The following is a 17,828-nucleotide window of genomic DNA, read 5'->3' as shown; positions in this document are numbered from 1 at the left end:
TCGTGGTGGTCACGGGACGGGCGCAGGGCCCGACGCGGCGTCGCCGAGCCCCGGGGGCCTCGCTCCCACCCTACCCAAGCGGTCCCCGGCCGCCCGGGGACGGGGCGGCCGCCGGGGCGGTGCCGACCCACCGGGCGGCGCCCACCGTGACGCTCCTGCACCCGTGAGGGTTGCTAGCCTGGACGCATGACGAAAACGCTGCAGGACCTGATCGACGAGTCGATCTTCATCTCCACCGAGTACCAGGCCCGGCTGGCCGAGCTGACCCAGGGCGCCGGGTGGGACGTCGACTTCTCCGCGCCGGCGTTCACCCTGCAGACCGAGCCCCCCGTGACCCTGACCCCCTACCTGCTGGGCACCGAGTCCGCCTCCCGCGGGACCTGGATCTGGTCCTGGCAGGAGCTCGGCCACTTCCCGGCCGAGGTCGTCTCCGCCGCGGTGCAGGCCCGCGAGGCCGGGGAGCGGCTGGGCGTGGACGAGCTGTCCACCGACGAGCTGCCCGTGGCGGAGGGCCTGGCCCGCCGGCTGACCCTGGCGGCCAAGGCGGTCACGGGCGTGTACGCGCACTACCCCGCGGGCGCGGGCGGCGGCGTCACGGCGTGGCTGCTGCTGGACGGGCCGGAGTTCGAGCTGCCCGAGCTCACCGTGGAGCGGATGATGCGGGTCATCGCCGAGGCGCTGACCACGGACACCGCGGTGGACCACAACCTCGCCGTCGACTCCTACGCCAAGCTGCGCGGCGCGCACGTCGAGTGGGACACCGAGGCCACGTGCGTGGTCACCGTCCGGGACGGTGCCCAGCGGTTCTGGTTCGACGACCACCAGATCTCCGGGGTCGAGCCCGCGGAGCCGGCCGTGGGCCCCGAGATCCTCGCGGACCTGGCGGCCGACGCCCGGGCCCGCGCCGCCACGCTGCGCGAGGACCGCGCCGCCGCCGAGGCCACGGCCGCCCGGCAGGAGGCCGAGCCGCGACCGGCCGCGGCGCCCGAGGAGACCCCGGTCCCCGCGGAGCTCCCGCAGGAGCAGCCCGAGCCCCTCGAGGTGCCCGAGTTCGTCGGGACGGAGCACGCGCAGGAGCGCCCCGAGCCGGTCGAGGAGCCCGTCGAGGAGCCGCGGGAGGCCGAGGAGCCGGTCGCCGCGCACGCGGATGCCGCCGACCTGCCCTTCGACCAGGAGCCCTCCGACCGGGACGTGCGCCCGGGCCGGGTGAGCACCACGGTGGTGCCCGGCCCCGAGCCGGTCCGGCCGGGCACCGAGGAGGCGCCCGAGCCCGCGGCCGCGCAGCGCCGGGAGCCCGTCGCGGAGCCCGAGGCCGAGCGCGAGGTCGTGGCCGGCCCCGGCGTCCCGGGCAGCGCCACGGCGGAGCCCGTGGTGGAGGGCGAGGAGACCGCCGAGGAGGAGCAGGGCGAGCGGAAGAAGGGCTTCTTCAGCCGATTCTTCGGCCTCTGAGCCCCGGCGGTACCCTCGAGCGTGACCGCATACAACACCGCGCCCGGCCCGGATCCCGACGAGCAGTCGAGGACCCGGGCCGGGGTGCTGTCCGGGTTCGCCGCCTACGGGGTCTGGGGCCTGCTGCCGCTGTACTTCGTGGCGCTGGAGCCGGCCACGCCCGTGGAGATCGTCGCGCTGCGCGTGCTGTTCTCCCTGGCCTTCTGCCTGCTGCTGCTGGCGCTCACCGGTCAGCTGCCCCCGCTGGGCCGGGCGCTGCGCTCCCCGCGCACCCTCGGGGCCCTGGCCGTGGCCGGCCTCCTGATCGGGGTCAACTGGCTGCTCTACACGGTCGCGACGACCACCGGGAACACCCTGGAGGCGTCCCTCGGCTACTTCATCAACCCGCTCGTGGCCATCCTGCTCGGCGTGGTGGTGCTGCGGGAGCGGATGCGGACCCTGCAGTGGACGGCCGTGGGCATCGGATTCGTCGCGGTCGTGGTCATGGCCGTCTTCTACGGGCGGGTGCCGTGGCTGTCGCTGGGCCTGGCCTTCTCCTTCGGCTTCTACGGCCTGGTGAAGAACCGGATGGGCGGGTCCTACCCCGCCATCGTGACCCTGACCGTCGAGACGCTGGCGCTGACCCCGCTGGCCGCGCTGGTCGTGGGGATGCTCGGGGCTGCCGGCGGGCTGACGCTGGGCACCGAGGGCACGGGGCACCTCCTGCTGATGCTGTCCGCGGGCGTGATCACGGCCGTCCCGCTGATCCTGTTCGGGGTCGCCGCGACCCGCCTGCCGCTGAGCACCGTGGGCATGATCCAGTACGTGGCGCCCATCGGGCAGTTCCTGCTGGCCGTGCTCGTGTTCGGCGAGCAGATGCCCGTGGAGCGCTGGGTCAGCTTCTGCTTCGTGTGGCTCGCGGTGCTGCTGCTCGTGCTGGACGCGGTGCGCGCCCCGCGGGTCCGCCGCGCCTGAGCACCGCGCCGGACCGTCGCCGGGGCCGTCGCAGGGGCCGCGCGGGTGGTGCCGCGGCCCGGGCGCGCAGGAGGCCCCCGGCGCCGTGCGGCGCCGGGGGCCTCCTGCGTGCGGTGCCGGGGACCCGGCGCGGCTCAGGTGGTGCGGACGTAGTCGTCGCTGCCGAAGCCCTGATCGTTCTCGTCGACCTCCGGAGTGCGCCGGAGGTGGAGCACGGCGGCGATGAAGCCGCCCCACACCGTGCACACGGCGACGACGAGCATGATGATGGCGGGAGTGGTCATCGGGGGTCCTCCTGGGATCCGGTGGTGCTGGACGGGGTGCCCGAGCTCCAGGGCGCCCGGCCGGCCCCCTCGGCGGGGACCTCCGCGTGCCGGCCCGGGGACCCGGCCGTGCCCTCGGCGAGGGCCCGGTAGGAGAAGTCCTGGTCGAGGGCCGGGGTGCGCAGGGCCGTGTCCGACCAGCGCGAGAGCGGCTGGCCGCCCTGCAGCCGGCGCCGGTCCACGGACGCGTCGACGATGGCCGGGGACGGGCTGAGGTCCGAGGCCGCGGACGCGGCCGGCCACGGCAGCCGGGAGAGCAGCAGGGCGACGACGACGATCGCGAGGGCCGTGCCCCAGCCGAACGTGTTGACGAACCACGCGGGCATCCCGCCGTAGCCCTCCGCCAGGGTGGTGGTGAGCGTGTTGATGAGGATGTAGCCCAGCATGATCGGGGTGATCCCGCCGACCACCACCATCCAGGTGCGGCCCAGCTTGAAGGAGGACACCGAGTTCAGGTGGTCCCGCAGCGTGGGCAGCGCGGAGAAGCCGGCCGTGAGCAGCATGATCGACACCAGCGCGGCGGCGACGATGCCGAACTGGTTCACGAAGTTGTCCGTGACGTCCAGCAGGTTCAGCCCCGTGGTGGTGGTGAACAGGGACAGGGAGATCAGCGCCATGGGCACCACGACGGCCAGCACGGCAGTGCGCCGGCGCAGGCCGAGCTTGTCCTGGGCGGCCGCCACGACCACCTCGACGATCGACACGAGCGAGGTGAAGCCGGCGAAGGTGAGGGTCGCGAAGAAGAGCACGCCGAGGAGCGTGCCGAGCGGCGCCTGGGAGATGATCGTGGGGAACGCGATGAACGCCAGGCCGATGCCCGAGGTGGCGACCTCGTCCACGCCCACGCCGGAGACCCCGGCCATGAAGCCCAGCGCCGCGAAGACGCCGATGCCGGCGAGGATCTCGAAGCTGGAGTTGCCGAAGCCGACCACGAGCCCCGAGCCGGTGAGGTTCGTCTTCGGCTTGAGGTAGGACGAGTAGGTGATCATGATGCCGAAGCCCACCGAGAGCGAGAAGAAGATCTGTCCGTAGGCGGCGACCCACACGGCGCTGTCGGTGAGCGCCGCCCAGTTCGGCGTGAAGAAGGCGTTGAGGCCGTCGGCGGCGCCCGGCAGCGTCAGGGCGATGACCACGATGGTCAGGAACATCAGCACCAGCAGCGGGATCAGCACGAGGTTGACCCGGCCGATGCCCTTCTGCACGCCGAGCAGGAGCACCACGAGCAGCGCGACCCAGGCGACCGCGGTGACGGCCAGCACGTTCGGGACGAAGTCGAGGCCCACGGTGATCTCCTCGGAGCTCTGCAGGACCTCCGAGAGGAAGAAGGTGCCGGGGTCGTCGCCCCAGGCCTTGCCGAACGAGAAGTAGGTGTACAGCATCGCCCAGCCGAGGATGACGGCGTAGTAGACGGCGATCACGAAGCTGATGCCCATCTGCCACCAGCCGATCCACTCGGTCTTGGGGTGCAGGCGGCGGTAGGCCAGGGGGGCCGAGGCGCGGAAGCGGTGCCCGATGCCGTACTCGAGCATCAGCAGCGGCAGCCCGGCCGTGAGCAGCGCGACGAGGTACGGGATCAGGAACGCCCCGCCGCCGTTCTCGTAGGCGATGTAGGGGAAGCGCCAGATGTTGCCGAGGCCGACGGCGGAGCCGATCGCGGCCAGGATGAAGACCGTGCGGCTGGAGAACGCCTCGCGGGGCGCGGCGGCACGGCCGGGTGGGGACTGTGGGGTCATGGTCGTCCTCGGGTGCGGGAAGTGGTCTGCGGACGGCTACAGGCTAGCCCGTGGCACCGCGGGAACCACATCCGGCACGGCGGGCCGGCTCAGGCCTCGCGGTGGACGACGGCGTGCGCGAAGGCCACGAGCGCGCGCTTGGCCACCGTGTCCGGCAGCGGCTCGAGCGACGCGATGGCCTCGTCGGCCCACTGCCGGGCGATCCGCCACGCCTCCTCGGTGGCGCGGTGGCCCGAGACCGCGGCCACGGCCCGGGCCAGGGCCTCGTCCGAGGTGAGGTCGGAGTCGAGGTGCTCGAGGACGCGCACCGCCTCGGCGTCGCCCTCCCCCGCCATCCGGCGCAGGATGAGCACGGGCAGGGTGGGCACGCCCTCCCGGAGGTCGGTGCCGGGCGACTTCCCGGAGACCTCGTCCTCGCCGGTCACGTCGATCACGTCGTCGGCGAGCTGGAAGGCGATGCCGACCTTCTCCCCGTACTCGACCATGACGTCCACGACGTCCTGCTCGGCCCCGGCCAGGACCGTGCCGAAGTGGCCGCACGCCGCGATGAGCGAGCCGGTCTTGCCCGCGAGGACGTCGAGGTAGTGCTCCAGCGGGTCCTGCCCCTCGCGCGGGCCGACCGTCTCGTGCAGCTGGCCGAGCACGAGCCGCTCGAACGTGTCCGCCTGGATCCTGAGGGCGCGCTGGCCGAGCTCGGAGACCATCGACGAGGCGCGGGCGAAGATGAGGTCGCCGGTGAGGATGGCCACCGAGTTGCCCCACACCGTCTGGGCGGTCGCGACGCCGCGGCGCAGCGGCGCGGAGTCCATGACGTCGTCGTGGTAGAGGGTGGCCAGGTGGGTGAGCTCGACCACGGCCGCGGACTCGAGCACGGCGTCGTTGATGCCGCCGCCGATCTCCCCGGCCAGCACGGTCAGCAGGGGCCGCACCCGCTTGCCGCCGGCCTGGAGCAGGTGGCGGGAGGTGACGTCGGCCAGGTGGTCGGCGCTGCGCACCGCGTCGTCCAGCCGCTCCTCGATCCGGGCGAGCGACCGCAGCACGACCGGGCCCAGCCGGTCGTCGGACGCGATGAGGTCGAAGCCGGCGGGCAGCCTCACCTGATCGGTGCCGAGGCCCGTGGCGGGGCCGTCGGCGCTCGAGGAGGAGGTTTCAGTCACGGTCCACCACTCTAGCGAGTTTTCGGGGGGCGGGTGTTGCCGGTCGCGGGCGTGAGGGCGTCGAGGAGGGCGACCACGCGGTCCTCCCACGTGGCGGCGGGCCGGTCGGAGAGCTCCGTCATGACCCGGACCACGAAGCGCATCAGCGCGGGCACGGCCATGCCGGTGCGCACGGCGGCCTTCATCACGGCGGGGCTGCCGATGAGCTGGGCCAGCACCCGGCCCTGCGTGAAGTGGGCGCCCCACTCCTGGCGGACCCGGCCGGGGTAGCCGGCGAGCACGAGCTCGCGCTGGGCCGGTCCGTGGGCGGCCGCGGCCGCCACGACGTGCTCGGCGGCGTAGCGGGCGGACTCCATGGCGTTGGAGATGCCCTCCCCGTTGAACGGGGAGACGAGGCCCGCGGCGTCGCCCAGCAGCAGCATCCCCGGCACGTGGTGCGGCGTGCGGTTGAAGGCCATGGGCAGGGCCGCGCCGAGCACGCGCCCGCGGCGGTGCTCGTCGTCGAACGTCCACTCGGCGGGCATGGAGGCGGTCCAGTCGGCGAGCACCTTCCGGTAGTCCAGGGCACCGAACGCCGGGGAGCTGTCCAGGATCCCGAGGCCCACGTTGGCCGTGCCGTCGCCGACGCCGAAGACCCAGCCGTAGCCGGGCAGCAGGGCCCGGTCCGGGTCGGTGCCGTCGGTGAGCTCGAGCCAGCCCTCCATCCAGTCCAGGTCCGAGCGCGGGGACTCGTAGTAGGCGCGCACCGCGACCCCCATCGGCCGGTCGTCGCGCTTGTGCAGCCCGGCGGACACCGCGGCGCGGGAGGAGTTGCCGTCGGCGGCGAGCACGACGTCGGCGCGGTGCTCCTCGGTCTCGCCGGTGCGCCGCCCGGCGGCGTCGAGGACGTTGGCGCGGGCGCCGACGACGCGCCCGGAGCCGTCGCGCAGCACCCCGGTCACGGCCCGGCGCTCGAGCACCCGGGCCCCCGCGCCGCGGGCGTGCCCGGCCAGCTGCTCGTCGAAGCCCAGCCGGGTGCGCACGAGCCCGTAGGCCGGGAAGTCGCTCAGCTCGGGCCACGGCACCTCGACGCTGCGCTCGCGGGCCACCAGCCGCAGTCCCCGGTTGCGGGCGTAGCCGAGCTCGGGCCCGTGCGGGAGGCCCATGAGCTGCATCTCGCGCACGGCGCGCGGGGTCAGCCCGTCGCCGCAGACCTTCTCCCGCGGGAACGCGGTCTTCTCCAGGACCGTGACCTCGATGCCGTGCGCCGCGAGCCAGTACCCGGCCGTGGCGCCGGCCGGCCCGCCGCCGAGGACGAGGGCCCTCATCGGGCGGGGGCGTCCGCGGTGGGCCTGACGGCCCGGTGCACGGCCACGATGCCGCCGGTGAGGTTGCGGTACTGCACCCCGGTCCAGCCGGCCGCGAGGATCTCCGCGGCGAGGTCCTCCTGGTCCGGCCACGCCGCGATGGACTCGGCGAGGTAGCGGTAGGCCTCCGGGTTGGACGCCGCGCGCGCGGCGATCCCGGGGAGCGCCTTCATGAGGTACTCCGTGTAGACGGTGCGCAGCGGGGCCGCCGTGGGGGTCGAGAACTCGCCGATCACGAGCCGCCCGCCCGGGCGGACGACCCGCAGCATCTCGGCGAGCGCACGGCGGAAGTCCTGGATGTTGCGCAGCCCGAAGGAGATGGTCACGGCGTCGAAGGAGGCGTCGGCGAACGGCAGCCGCGTGGCGTCCGCCTGGACGAACTCGATGTCGGGGCGGCGGGCGCGGCCCACCTCGAGCATCCCGAGCGAGAGGTCCGCGGCCACGACCTCGACGCCCGCGTCCGCGTACGGCTCGGACGAGGTCCCGGTCCCGGCGGCGAGGTCGAGGACCCGCTCCCCCGGGACGGCGCCGACGGCCTCCGCGACGGCCCGGCGCCATCCGCGGGTCCGCCCCAGCGAGAGGATGTCGTTGACGAGGTCGTAGCGGGGCGCCACGTCGTCGAACATGGCGGAGACTTCGTGCGGCTGCTTGGACAGGTCTGCTCGGTTCACCCGGTCATTGTCGCACCTCGCTCCGACGCCCCCGCCCGGTCCCTCCCCCGGACCCGTCGCCGGACCGGCCCGCGCCCGCCGGGCCCGGGGCTGTCCGGCGGGCGGCTTAGACTGGTGGGCGATGTCCTCCACCGACCCCGCCGCCGATCCCGCCGCCGTCCCCGTGCTGCACGCCCTCACGGTGCCGCTGTCCGCGCTCGGCGCGGACCCCGCGGCCCTGCCGGACCTGCGGGAGCTGCTGGCGGGGCCGGAGCTGCTCACCTGGACGGTGGACGGTCGCGGCCTGGTGGCGTGGGGCCGGGCCGCCGAGCACACGGTGCGCGGCGCGGACCGGTTCACGGCCGCGCGCGTGTGGTGGGACGACGTCGCCGCCGCCGCCGTGGTCGAGGACCGGGTGGGCGTGCCCGGGACCGGGCTCGCCGCCTTCGGGGCGTTCACTTTCGCGACCAGCTCCGCCGTGGATTCCGGGCTCGTGGTCCCGGAGCTGCTCGTGGGGCGCCGGGGCGACGTCGCGTGGGCGAGCCTCGTGGTGGCCGTGGCCCCCGGGACGCCCTTCGCGCTGAGCACCGACGACGTCGCGGCCGCGTGGCTGCGCCGCGCCGGCTCCGTCCCCGGCCGGGCGTCCGCCGCCGGCGATCCTCCCGCGGCCCCCGCCGTGGTCCGGCTGTCCCCGGGCACGCTGGGCGAGCACGAGTGGACGGAGGCGGTGCGCGAGGGCGTGGCGCGCATCCGCGCGGGCGGGCTCGACAAGCTCGTCCTGGCCCGGGACGTCGTGGCGCGCACGGACGCCCCGCTGGACGCCGTGGCCGTGGTCCGGGACCTCGCCCGGCGCTACGAGCAGTGCTGGACGTACTGCGTGGGCCTCGGCGGGGACCCCTCCGGCGCGGGCCGGCTGATGGGGGCCACTCCCGAGATGCTGGTGCGGGTGCTGGACGGCGTCGCCCACGCCCGCGTGCTCGCGGGCACCCTGGACCGGGACGCCGCGCCTCCCGGGGAGGACCCGCACGACTACGCCGCGCGGGTGCTCGGGGAGTCGGAGAAGCAGCAGCACGAGCACGGGTTCGCGATCGACTCCCTCGAGGCGTCGCTGGCCCCCTACACGGACGCCGTCACGACCTCCCCGGAGCCGTTCATCCTCGAGCTGCCCAACGTGTGGCACCTGGCCTCGGACGTCACCGCCGCGCTGCGGCCGGGCCCGGCCGGGGACCCGCCGTCCTCCCTCGAGCTCGCCGAGGCCCTGCACCCCACCGCCGCGGTCTGCGGGACGCCCACGGCCGTGGCCGCCGCCACGATCCCGGAGCTGGAGCAGATGGACCGGGGACTGTACGCGGGTCCCGTCGGCTGGCTCGACGCGGCCGGCAACGGGGACTGGGGCATCGCCCTGCGCGGGGCGGTGCAGGAGGACGAGCGCACCGTGCGGCTCTACGCGGGCTGCGGCATCGTGGCCGCCTCCGACCCCGAGTCCGAGCTGGCCGAGACCTGGGCGAAGCTGCGGCCCATGCTCCAGGCCCTGGGGCAGCGGGCCGCCGGGGCGCCGGAGCGCCTCGTGCCCGCCCCCGGCCTGTCCGCCGGCTGAGCCGCTACGGGGATCGCACCGTATCCTGGTGCCCGAACACGGTCGGGGCCACCGCCCCGCAGGGCCGGCCCCGTGCCCGGCCCGACCGCGCCGACGACCACTGCTCCCACCGGAGGATCTCCGCATGCCCCGTCCGACCACCCGCCCGTCCCGCGCGCACGCCCTGGCGGCGCTGTCCGCCGTCGCCGCCCTGGCCCTGACCGCCTGCACGTCCGAGAGCCCCTCCGGGGACGCCGCGGACGGCGGCGGGCAGACCGCCGGGGCCACCTCGTCCTCGGCCGTGGCCCTGGTGGAGCCCGGGTTCCTCACCGTGTGCTCGGAGTCCAACTACCCGCCGTTCGAGATGGAGGAGAGCGGCGAGATGGTCGGCCTCGACATGGACCTCGGCCGGGAGATCGCGAAGGACCTCGGGGTGGAGATGAAGAACGTCACGCTCGCCTTCGAGTCGATCCAGTCCGGGGCGGCCCTCGAGACCGACCAGTGCGACGTCGCGATCTCCGCCCTGTCCATCACCGAGGAGCGGCAGACGGTGATGGACTTCTCCGACCCCTACTACGACAACGAGGTCGGCCTCGTGACCGACGGCGAGGACGGTGTCGACTCGATCGACGCCGCCCGCGAGGAGCAGGTGCGGGTCGGGGTCATGCAGGGCACGGTCGGCGAGACGCAGGCGCGGGAACTCGGCCTGAACACCGTCCAGTTCGAGGACGCCACCACGCTGTTCACCGGGCTCAGCACCGGCAGCGTGGACGCGGTGCTCGACGACGTCACCGCGATCGCCCAGCACGCCCAGGACGACCCGGACTTCGTGGTCCAGGAGACCGCGGAGCTCGACGACCAGCTCGGCGTGGCCGTGGCCGAGGGCGACGAGGCGATGCTCCGGGCGGTCGACGCCACCCTGGACCGCATCGAGGAGGACGGCACGCTCGAGCGGATCGTCGAGACGTGGATCCCCGTCCAGGAGAACTGACCCGGGGGCCGGTGACCCGCACCCGGGACGCCGGCCCCGACACCGTCCCACCCGTACCACCCAGAACGGACCCATCCATGGCCATGACCATGCACCAGAGAGCACGTCTCTCCCGCGGCGTCCAGTACGCCGTCCTGATCCTCCTCGCCCTCGCACTGATCGCGATCGCGGACTGGCCGCTGCTGGTCGAGAAGGTGTTCAACCCGGCGATCGCGGCCCAGCAGTTCCCCGGCATCCTCGTCGTGGCGCTGAAGAACACCCTCATCTACACGTTCCTCGGCTTCGTGGTGGGCCTCACCGGCGGTGTGGTGCTCGCGCTCATGAAGCTCTCCTCCGTGGCGCCCTACCGGTGGCTGGCCACGCTCTACATCGAGTTCTTCCGCGGCGTGCCCGCCCTGCTGGTCTTCCTCGCCTTCGGCTACGGCATCCCGCTGGCCTTCGGCTTCCGCTTCAACCACTACGTCACGGTCATGATCGCCCTGGGCCTCGTGGCCGCCGCCTACATCGCCGAGTCCCTGCGCGCGGGCCTGCAGGCCGTGCCGAAGGGCCAGTACGAGGCCGCCCGCTCCCTGGGCATGTCCCACGCCCGGGCAATGGTCACCATCGTCATCCCGCAGGCCCTGCGGATCGTGCTGCCGCCGCTGACCAACGAGGTGATCCTGCTGACCAAGGACTCGTCCCTGGTCTACCTGCTGGGCATGGGCGTGGGCCAGTACGAGCTCACCAAGTACGGCCGCGAGGCCATCTCGAGCGCCGGCGCCGGCCTCACCCCGCTGGTGGTGGCGGGCGTCGCCTACCTCGTCATCACGGTGCCCCTGGGCATCCTGACCCGACGCTTCGAGTCCAAGACCGACCGCATGAAGAAGTCCTAGGAGTCCGACCGTGAGCACTGCATCCTCCCCCAGCCCGCAGCCCGGCCCCGCCGACGGCCTCGCCGGCGCCGCCTCCGTCGTGATCGAGGGCCTGCACAAGTCCTACGGCTCCCTCGAGGTGCTCAAGGGCATCTCCCTCAGCGTCGGCGCCGGCCAGGTGGTCTGCCTCATCGGCCCCTCGGGCTCCGGCAAGTCCACCCTGCTGCGCTGCGTCAACCTGCTCGAGACGCCCCAGCAGGGCCGGATCACGATCGGCGACTTCGACGTCACCGACCCCGAGGCCGACGTCGACCGGATGCGCCGGCACGTGGGCATGGTCTTCCAGCAGTTCAACCTCTTCCCGCACCTGAGCGTCCTCGAGAACTGCACCGTGGCCCAGCTCAAGGTGCTCAAGCGGGACAAGGCCGAGGCCGAGCGCATCGCCCGCGGCAACCTCGAGCGCGTGGGCCTGTCCGAGAAGGCCGACAGCTACCCCGACCAGCTCTCCGGCGGGCAGCAGCAGCGCGTGGCCATCGCCCGGGCCCTGTCCATGGACCCGTCCCTGATGCTCTTCGACGAGCCCACCTCCGCCCTGGACCCCGAGACGGTGGGCGACGTCCTGGCCATCATGCGCGACCTCGCCGCCGAGGGCATGACGATGCTCGTGGTCACCCACGAGATGGAGTTCGCCCGCGACGTCGCCGACAAGGTCGTCTTCATGGACGGCGGCGTGGTCGTCGAGGAGGGCCCCGCCGCGCAGGTCATCGGCGAGCCGAAGGAGCCCCGCACCCAGTCCTTCCTCGCCCGCGTGCTCAACCCCACCCAGGTGCAGGCGCCGGAGCGGTGAGCACCGAGCACTGAGCAGCACGCCCCGGGCCCGTCGTCCTCGGACGACGGGCCCGGACTCATATCCGCAATCACCCCGGACACCCCCATCGATATCCTGAAGCACTGAATGCCCCCCTGGTGGATCCCTGGGTCTTTGCCTCATATGACCCGGATCACAGCTCTGTCAGGCTGGAGAGCACCAGGGGGAACGCTCTCGGCTCCCCCGCCTTCCTGCCTTGTCCACGCGCTGCCCAGAGAGGTCCGGGGAACATGACCCAACCACACATCGACATCGCGGAGAACCCGCAGCTCGAGCGGAGGACCGCCCGCTTCGTGGCGTTCGTGATCTGTCTCGCGCTGCTCTTCGACGGCTACGACCTCGTCGTCTACGGCGTGGTCCTGCCGGGCCTGCTCGCCGACCCCACGCAGATCGGCACCCTGGAGCCGGCGGTCGCCGGCCTGGTGGGCTCCTACGCCCTGATCGGCGTGCTCATCGGCTCGCTCATCTGCGGGGCCGTCGGCGACTTCTTCGGCCGGCGCCGGCTGCTGATCACCGGCGTCGCCTGGTTCTCGGTCGGCATGTTCGTCACCGCGCTCAGCACCAGCGTGCTCGCCTTCGGCGCGATGCGCTTCCTCACCGGCATCGGCCTCGGCCTCGTGATCGCCACCGCCGGCGCCACCATGGCCGAGTTCGCCCCCGGCGGCCGCCGGCAGTTCTACAACGGCATCGTCTACTCCGGCATCCCCGCCGGCGGCGTGTTCGCCGCCGTGGTGGGCATCGCCCTGCTCACCGACCTGGGCTGGCGCGGGCTGTTCATGATCGGCGCCCTCCCCCTCGTCCTGCTGGTCCCGCTCATGCTGTGGAAGCTCCCCGAGTCCCCGCGCTGGCTGCTGGCCCGCGGCCACACCGAGCGGGCCGAGGCCGTCGCCCTCCGGACCGGCGTCCCGCTGATCGAGGAGCAGGTCATCCGGAAGGTCGGCGCGGCACCGCGCCGGACCGGCTACGCGGCCGTGTTCTCCAAGCAGTTCGCCCTGGCCTCGATCCTGCTGGGCTTCATGTCCTTCTGCGGCCTGCTGCTCACCTACGGGCTCAACACCTGGCTCGCCGTCATCATGAACGGCTACGGGCACAGCCTCAGCCCGCTGTACTTCGTCCTGGTGCTCAACGGGTCCGCCCTGGTCGGCGGTCTCCTGGCCTCCCGCTTCGCGGACCGCACCGGTCCGCAGCGGATGATCGCCACCACGTTCGCCCTGGCCGCGGTGGCCCTGATCCTCATGACGTTCAGCTTCCCGCTGCCGCTGCTGCTCGTCTTCATCGGCGTGGCCGGCGTGGGCACCATCGGCACCCAGGTCCTGGTCTACGGGTTCCAGTCGAACTACTACACCACCAACGCCCGGGCCGCCGGCGTGGCCTTCTGCGCCAGCATGGGCCGGTTCGGCGGGATCTTCGGCCCGATCATCGGCGGCTGGCTCGCCGCGGCCGGCTTCGGCGGCCCCCAGGCGTTCTACGTCTTCGCCGGTGTCGCCCTGCTCGGTGCGGTCGTCACTCTCGTGGTGCCCCACCAGCGCAAGCTGGAGGAGGCCGAGCACCAGGTGGAGGAGCTCGTCGAGCACCACGTCCCCGCCGGGCACCAGTCGCCCACCGTCCGCGGCTGAGCCGTACCCCCGCCTCCGGGCCCCGTCCCCCTCCCCGGGGGACGGGGCCCGTCCGCGTCCCGGGTCCGGGACGCGCTCCTCCGGATTCGGCACCGGCCCGGCGCGAGCCCCTCAGCGCTCGCCGGCGGGCCGTGCGGCGGCCTGTGCGACGGCCTGCCCGGCGGCCTGCCCGGCGGCCTGCGCAATGGCCTGCGCGACGGCGGCGCGGATCCCGGCGTGCAGGTCCCGCAGGCCGCTCCGGTCCACCACGATCTCCAGGACCGATCGCCCGCGCACGGGCGCGGTGAGCGCCCGGTCGAGCTCGGCGAGGCTCTCCGCGCGCCGGTGGGCCACGCCGTAGCCGGCGCACAGGGCGTCGAGGCGGGCCTCGTGCGGGGTGCCGAAGAACCGCTCCACGACCGCCCGGTACTCCTCCTGCTCCCCCAGGGCCCCGTGCTCGAGGGTCGTGAAGATCCCTCCGCCGCCGTCGTTGACGACCACCAGCTGCAGGTCGGGCTCGCGCTCGCCCCGGCCCAGCAGCAGGGAGGAGACGTCGTGCAGGAACGTCAGGTCGCCCAGGAGGGTGCGGACCGGCCGGCCGGTGCCGAGGGCCGCGCCGGTGGCGGTGGCCACCGTCCCGTCGATCCCGGCGAGCCCGCGGTTGGCGAGCACGAGCGGGGACCCGGGGCCGGGCCGGGCGGCGAGGTCCAGGTCGCGCACCGGGTTGGAGGAGCCCGCCACCAGCACGGCCCCGTCCCGCCGGCAGGCCTCCCACACGGCGGCGGCCACGGCCGGGCCCGTGGCCGGAGTCCCGGCGGAGAGCAGCCGCACGACGGCCTCGTCCGCGGCAGCACCCGCCTGCCGCCAGGCGTCCGCCCAGCCGGGGGCGCCGCGGCCCGTGAAGGCCGCCGCCTCGGTCCAGCTCGTGAGCTCCCGCTCGCGGCGCCGCCCGGGCTCGAACCAGGCCACGGGCGCCGGCCGCACGGCCGCCGTGACGACGTCCTCCCGGGCGAGCAGGGCCCCGACCGGACGGGAGAGCGTGGGCCGGCCCACCAGCAGGACGCGCTCGATCCGCCGGCCCAGCGGGGAGTCCAGGAGCAGCCGGTAGGCCCCCACGGCGTGCGGGCCGCACCGCGCGTTCGACGACGGCTCCGCGAGCAGCGGCAGCCCGCACGCCGCGGCGAAGCGGGCCGCGGCGGGACCGGCGCCGTCCCCGGCGACCACCACGGAGCACGCCGTTCCCGCATCCGGCCGCGGCGCGCGGACGGGCCCGGCGGCCACGGCGGCCGGGCCCGGGTCCGGCCGGGCTCCCCTCCGGGAGGCCAGCCGGGCCGCCCGGGCGGCGAGCTCGGGGCCGTCCTCCGGCCCCGGGTGCAGCGGCTCGCGCAGGGCCACGTTGAGCTGGACCGGCCCCGTGGGCCGGGGTCCCTCCGGCCCGCGGCCGGCCAGGGCGTCGAGGACCCCCGCGAGACGGGCGGGCACGTCGTCCTCCGGGAGGAGGTCCACGGCGGCACGCACGTGGTCGCCGAAGATCCCCGGCTGGCGGGTGGTCTGGTTGGCACCGGTGCCCCGCAGCTCCGGCGGGCGGTCCGCGGAGAGCACCACGAGCGGCACCTCGGCGTGGTCGGCCTCCAGCACCGCGGGCAGCAGGTTGCCCACGGCCGTGCCGGAGGTGGTGAGCACCCCGGCGGGCCGGCCGGTGGCCCGGGCGATGCCGAGGGCGGTGAACGCCGCGCCCCGCTCGTCCACCCGCACGTGGACCTCGAGCGCCCCGGCGGCCTGGGCGGCCGCCGCGGCGTAGGCCAGCGGCGCGGACCGGGAGCCGGGGGCGACGACGAGGTGCCGCATCCCGGCGTCGACGAGCTCCTCCAGGACGGTGCGGGCGGTGTCGAGGGACGGTGTGGTCACAGGAGACCAGGGTAGTCCGGCCGGGCACCGCTCCCCGGCACGCCGCGGGGCGCACCGGGGAGCGGTGGGCCCCGCGGCGCCTCCGGAAGAACACCGGAGACAGGGCCCGGGAGGCAGGGCTCAGTAGGAGCGGGCCGCCGTCCTCGCCGCCGTCCTCGTCTCCGGGGTGGCCTTGCCCCGGTAGCCGCGGTAGCGGGGCCCGCGCTCGCCGTTCTTGCGGCGCTTGTGCTGGTTGCGGCCCCGGCCCGGCCCGTCGTGGATGGCACCGGGGAACTCGGGCTCCCCACCCCGGCCCACGGCGAAGACCTGGGCCACGGACGGCCGCGGCAGGGACCACTCGCCCTCGCCCTGGCGGGTCTCCACGACGTAGTCCGGGAAGTAGGAGCGGGGCTCCTCGAAGGAGCCGTCCTCCCCCGGGTGCTGGACGTTGACGTAGACCATCCGGTCGTCGTCGTGGACGACGGGACCGCAGGTCTCCGCGTCCTGGGGCACCGCCAGGAACTGCTCGACGTTGCCGCGCTCGCGTCCGGACAGGCCTACCTTGAACAGCCCGTCGTTGTAGCCGATGGTCCCGGGGGCGCCGTCGGTGGAGACCCACAGATTGCCCGCGGAGTCGAAGGCCAGGTTGTCCGGGCAGGAGATCGGGGACACCCGGTCCGCGGGGAACCCGGCGAAGTACGCCGAGGCGTTCTTCGAGGGGTCCCCGGCCACGATCAGCAGGTTCCAGTCGAACTCCAGCGCGGCGGCGGAGCCGTTCCGCTCCGTGAGCTCGAGCACGTGGCCGTCGCGGTTCTGGGTGCGCGGGTTGGCCTCGTCCGGGCCCGCCTTGCCCGGGGTGCCGCGGTCGGTGTTGTTGGTCAGCGCCACGTAGAGCTTGCCGGTGTGCGGGGAGGGCTCGACGTCCTCGGGGCGGTCCATCTTGGTGGCGCCGGCCCGGTCCGCGGCCAGGCGGGTGAACACCAGGACCTCCTCGGGGGACATGCCGTCCACGGCCGACTCCCCGTCCACGAGGAGCGGCAGCCACCGCCCGGAGCCGTCGAACGCGCCGTCGGAGGGCAGCCGCCCGGAGCCGTCGATCTCGGCCGCAGTGTCCCCGGTGAACTGCGCCACGTAGAGGCTGCCCTCGGAGAGCAGCGTCATGTTGTGGGCGCGGTCGCCCTCGACGTACTTCTGGGCCGAGACGAACTTGTAGAGGTAGTCGAAGCGCTCGTCGTCGCCGGAGTAGGCCACCACGGTCCCGTCCCCGGCCACGCGCACGTTGGCGCCCTCGTGCTTGAAGCGGCCCAGGGCCGTGTGCTTGACGGGGGTGGAGGCCGGGTCCTGCGGGTCGATCTCCACGACCCAGCCGAAGCGGTGGGGCTCGTTCTCGTAGCCCGGCAGGGTCGAGTCGAAGCGGGGGTCGACCTCGTGCCAGCGGCGGCTCGGGGCCTCGGCGGAGATCCCGTAGCGCTGCTGCTCGGGCGAGCCGTTGCCCTTGAAGTACTGGTTGAAGTTCTCCTCGCCGGACAGGACCGTGCCCCACGGGGTGGTGCCGCCGGCGCAGTTGTTGAGGGTGCCCAGCACCAGCTCCCCGGTGGGATCGGCCTGGGTCCTCAGCAGGTCGGAGCCCGCCGCGGGCCCGTCCACCCGGAAGGGGGTGCTCATCGTGATGCGCCGGTTCCGGGCGCCGCCGCGGACGTAGGACCAGGGCTTTCCCGCTCCGGCGCGGGTCAGGTCGACCACGGACATGCCGTGCGCGGCCAGGGCCACCCCGGCCACGCGCTGGAGGTCGTCCTGCTGCTCGGCCGGGAACATGAGGTTCTCGTTGGTGTACTCGTGGTTGCTCACGAGCACGGCCGTGCGCCCACCCCGGTCGCGGAGGATGTCGAGGTAGTCGCAGTTGTAGCCGAACTGGCGCGCCTGGGCCTCGGGCGTCTGCGCATAGGGGTCGAACTCGGGGGAGTCGGCGAACAGCGGGTCGCCCCAGCGGATGATCGGGGACCAGTCGAAGCCCTCGGGGACCGTGAGGTCGTCCACGGTGTTCGGCACGGGGGAGATCGGGGCGAAGGACAGCCCGGTGCGGCCGCGGCCGTGGGCCTGGGCGGCCTCGGGGACGGCCCCGGCGACGCCGACGGTCACGGCCGCTGCGGCGCCCAGGCCCAGAGCGGACCGGCGGGTCAGGGCGGCGCTCGCGATGTCGCGGAAATAGCCGTTGCCGGAGGTGTTGCACTCCGGGCCGGCGCAGGCGCTGCCGCACTTCAGCTGACAGGTGAGGGGGCTGCGCTTGCCACGGGTGTGGCCCAGCAGCGGGAGGAAGGTGCGCTTGGCGGTGTCGGTCATGGCTCCCCCAGGGAGGGTCGGGGCCGCGGGCGTCCGCGGCCGCAGATGTCGGATGCGAGTCCACTGCACCACCGCCGTGTGGGGCCCGGGGGGCGCCGAGGTGAAGCA

14 protein-coding genes are annotated in these 17,828 nt (G+C 74.3%); 7 read left to right on the top strand and 7 right to left on the bottom strand.

The features are described 5' to 3' along the window. Nucleotides 1–186: 186 nt before the first annotated feature. Nucleotides 187–1,449 carry a DUF6882 domain-containing protein gene (locus tag ACPYN7_RS00800; protein WP_424346411.1) on the top strand — a complete coding sequence of 421 codons (1,263 nt, stop codon included), beginning with the start codon at nt 187–189 and terminating at the stop codon, nt 1,447–1,449. A gap of 21 nt (nt 1,450–1,470) precedes the next feature. Continuing rightward, a complete protein-coding gene (gene rarD, locus ACPYN7_RS00795) occupies nt 1,471–2,403 on the top strand; it encodes an EamA family transporter RarD (RefSeq protein ID WP_424346410.1) in 933 nt (310 codons plus the stop codon). A gap of 134 nt (nt 2,404–2,537) precedes the next feature. Here rarD and ACPYN7_RS00790 read toward each other — a convergent pair whose 3' ends face one another. The 5 genes from ACPYN7_RS00790 to ACPYN7_RS00770 form a co-directional block, all read right to left on the bottom strand. Next, a complete protein-coding gene (locus ACPYN7_RS00790; protein WP_082696875.1) occupies nt 2,538–2,687 on the bottom strand; it encodes a methionine/alanine import family NSS transporter small subunit in 150 nt (49 codons plus the stop codon). Continuing rightward, the gene (locus ACPYN7_RS00785) at nt 2,684–4,459 is read right to left on the bottom strand and encodes a sodium-dependent transporter (RefSeq protein WP_424346409.1); all 1,776 of its coding nucleotides are present in this window, start codon (nt 4,457–4,459) and stop codon (nt 2,684–2,686) included. The genes ACPYN7_RS00790 and ACPYN7_RS00785 overlap by 4 nt, the downstream gene beginning before the upstream one ends. A gap of 89 nt (nt 4,460–4,548) precedes the next feature. Beyond that, nucleotides 4,549–5,616: a polyprenyl synthetase family protein gene (locus tag ACPYN7_RS00780; RefSeq protein ID WP_424346408.1), complete on the bottom strand. Its 1,068-nt coding sequence runs from the start codon at nt 5,614–5,616 to the stop codon at nt 4,549–4,551. Between the two features lie 11 nt (nt 5,617–5,627). After that, a complete protein-coding gene (locus ACPYN7_RS00775) occupies nt 5,628–6,923 on the bottom strand; it encodes a geranylgeranyl reductase family protein (RefSeq protein ID WP_424346407.1) in 1,296 nt (431 codons plus the stop codon). Continuing rightward, complete coding sequence (locus ACPYN7_RS00770) at nt 6,920–7,633, bottom strand: demethylmenaquinone methyltransferase (RefSeq protein ID WP_082696874.1); 714 nt, start codon at nt 7,631–7,633, stop codon at nt 6,920–6,922. Before ACPYN7_RS00770 ends, ACPYN7_RS00775 begins: the two co-directional genes overlap by 4 nt. A 121-nt stretch (nt 7,634–7,754) precedes the next feature. Between ACPYN7_RS00770 and ACPYN7_RS00765 the strand changes: the two genes are divergently transcribed. The 5 genes from ACPYN7_RS00765 to ACPYN7_RS00745 all read left to right on the top strand — a co-directional run bounded on the left by ACPYN7_RS00765 (nt 7,755) and on the right by ACPYN7_RS00745 (nt 13,514). Then, nucleotides 7,755–9,209 (top strand): isochorismate synthase, encoded by a 1,455-nt coding sequence (locus ACPYN7_RS00765; protein ID WP_424346406.1) that lies wholly within the window; start codon nt 7,755–7,757, stop codon nt 9,207–9,209. Between the two features lie 124 nt (nt 9,210–9,333). Continuing rightward, nucleotides 9,334–10,179, top strand: coding sequence for an ABC transporter substrate-binding protein (locus ACPYN7_RS00760; protein ID WP_424346405.1), 846 nt, complete (start codon nt 9,334–9,336; stop codon nt 10,177–10,179). A gap of 77 nt (nt 10,180–10,256) precedes the next feature. After that, nucleotides 10,257–11,051, top strand: a complete 795-nt coding sequence (locus tag ACPYN7_RS00755) for an amino acid ABC transporter permease (RefSeq protein WP_058872455.1) — start codon at nt 10,257–10,259, stop codon at nt 11,049–11,051. Between the two features lie 10 nt (nt 11,052–11,061). Next, on the top strand, nt 11,062–11,877 hold the full coding sequence (locus tag ACPYN7_RS00750) for an amino acid ABC transporter ATP-binding protein (RefSeq protein ID WP_424346404.1): 816 nt from the start codon (nt 11,062–11,064) through the stop codon (nt 11,875–11,877). Between the two features lie 251 nt (nt 11,878–12,128). Then, complete coding sequence (locus ACPYN7_RS00745) at nt 12,129–13,514, top strand: MFS transporter (protein WP_424346403.1); 1,386 nt, start codon at nt 12,129–12,131, stop codon at nt 13,512–13,514. A 111-nt stretch (nt 13,515–13,625) separates the two neighbouring features. On the opposite strand, the gene menD is transcribed toward ACPYN7_RS00745, so the two are convergent. Both menD and ACPYN7_RS00735 read right to left on the bottom strand, forming a co-directional pair. After that, nucleotides 13,626–15,401: a 2-succinyl-5-enolpyruvyl-6-hydroxy-3-cyclohexene-1-carboxylic-acid synthase gene (gene menD, locus ACPYN7_RS00740; RefSeq protein WP_424346402.1), complete on the bottom strand. Its 1,776-nt coding sequence runs from the start codon at nt 15,399–15,401 to the stop codon at nt 13,626–13,628. 120 nt (nt 15,402–15,521) lie between these two features. Next, nucleotides 15,522–17,720: a PhoX family protein gene (locus ACPYN7_RS00735; RefSeq protein ID WP_424346401.1), complete on the bottom strand. Its 2,199-nt coding sequence runs from the start codon at nt 17,718–17,720 to the stop codon at nt 15,522–15,524. Between the last annotated feature and the right edge of the window lie 108 nt (nt 17,721–17,828).

The organism is Kocuria sp. CH-021 (assembly GCF_049716185.1).
Taxonomy (GTDB): Bacteria; Actinomycetota; Actinomycetes; order Actinomycetales; family Micrococcaceae; genus Kocuria; species Kocuria cellulosilytica.
Note: the sequence above shows the minus strand (reverse complement) of the source record. Positions and strands in the feature narration are given on the sequence as shown.

Coding starts and splice junctions, on each gene's coding strand:
- ACPYN7_RS00760 (WP_424346405.1), top strand. CDS start 9,334: ATGCCCCGTCCGACCACCCGCCCGTCCCGCGCGCACGCCCTGGCGGCG.
- ACPYN7_RS00745 (WP_424346403.1), top strand. CDS start 12,129: ATGACCCAACCACACATCGACATCGCGGAGAACCCGCAGCTCGAGCGG.
- ACPYN7_RS00755 (WP_058872455.1), top strand. CDS start 10,257: ATGGCCATGACCATGCACCAGAGAGCACGTCTCTCCCGCGGCGTCCAG.
- ACPYN7_RS00775 (WP_424346407.1), bottom strand. CDS start 6,923: ATGAGGGCCCTCGTCCTCGGCGGCGGGCCGGCCGGCGCCACGGCCGGG.
- ACPYN7_RS00765 (WP_424346406.1), top strand. CDS start 7,755: ATGTCCTCCACCGACCCCGCCGCCGATCCCGCCGCCGTCCCCGTGCTG.
- ACPYN7_RS00735 (WP_424346401.1), bottom strand. CDS start 17,720: ATGACCGACACCGCCAAGCGCACCTTCCTCCCGCTGCTGGGCCACACC.
- ACPYN7_RS00790 (WP_082696875.1), bottom strand. CDS start 2,687: ATGACCACTCCCGCCATCATCATGCTCGTCGTCGCCGTGTGCACGGTG.
- ACPYN7_RS00800 (WP_424346411.1), top strand. CDS start 187: ATGACGAAAACGCTGCAGGACCTGATCGACGAGTCGATCTTCATCTCC.
- ACPYN7_RS00785 (WP_424346409.1), bottom strand. CDS start 4,459: ATGACCCCACAGTCCCCACCCGGCCGTGCCGCCGCGCCCCGCGAGGCG.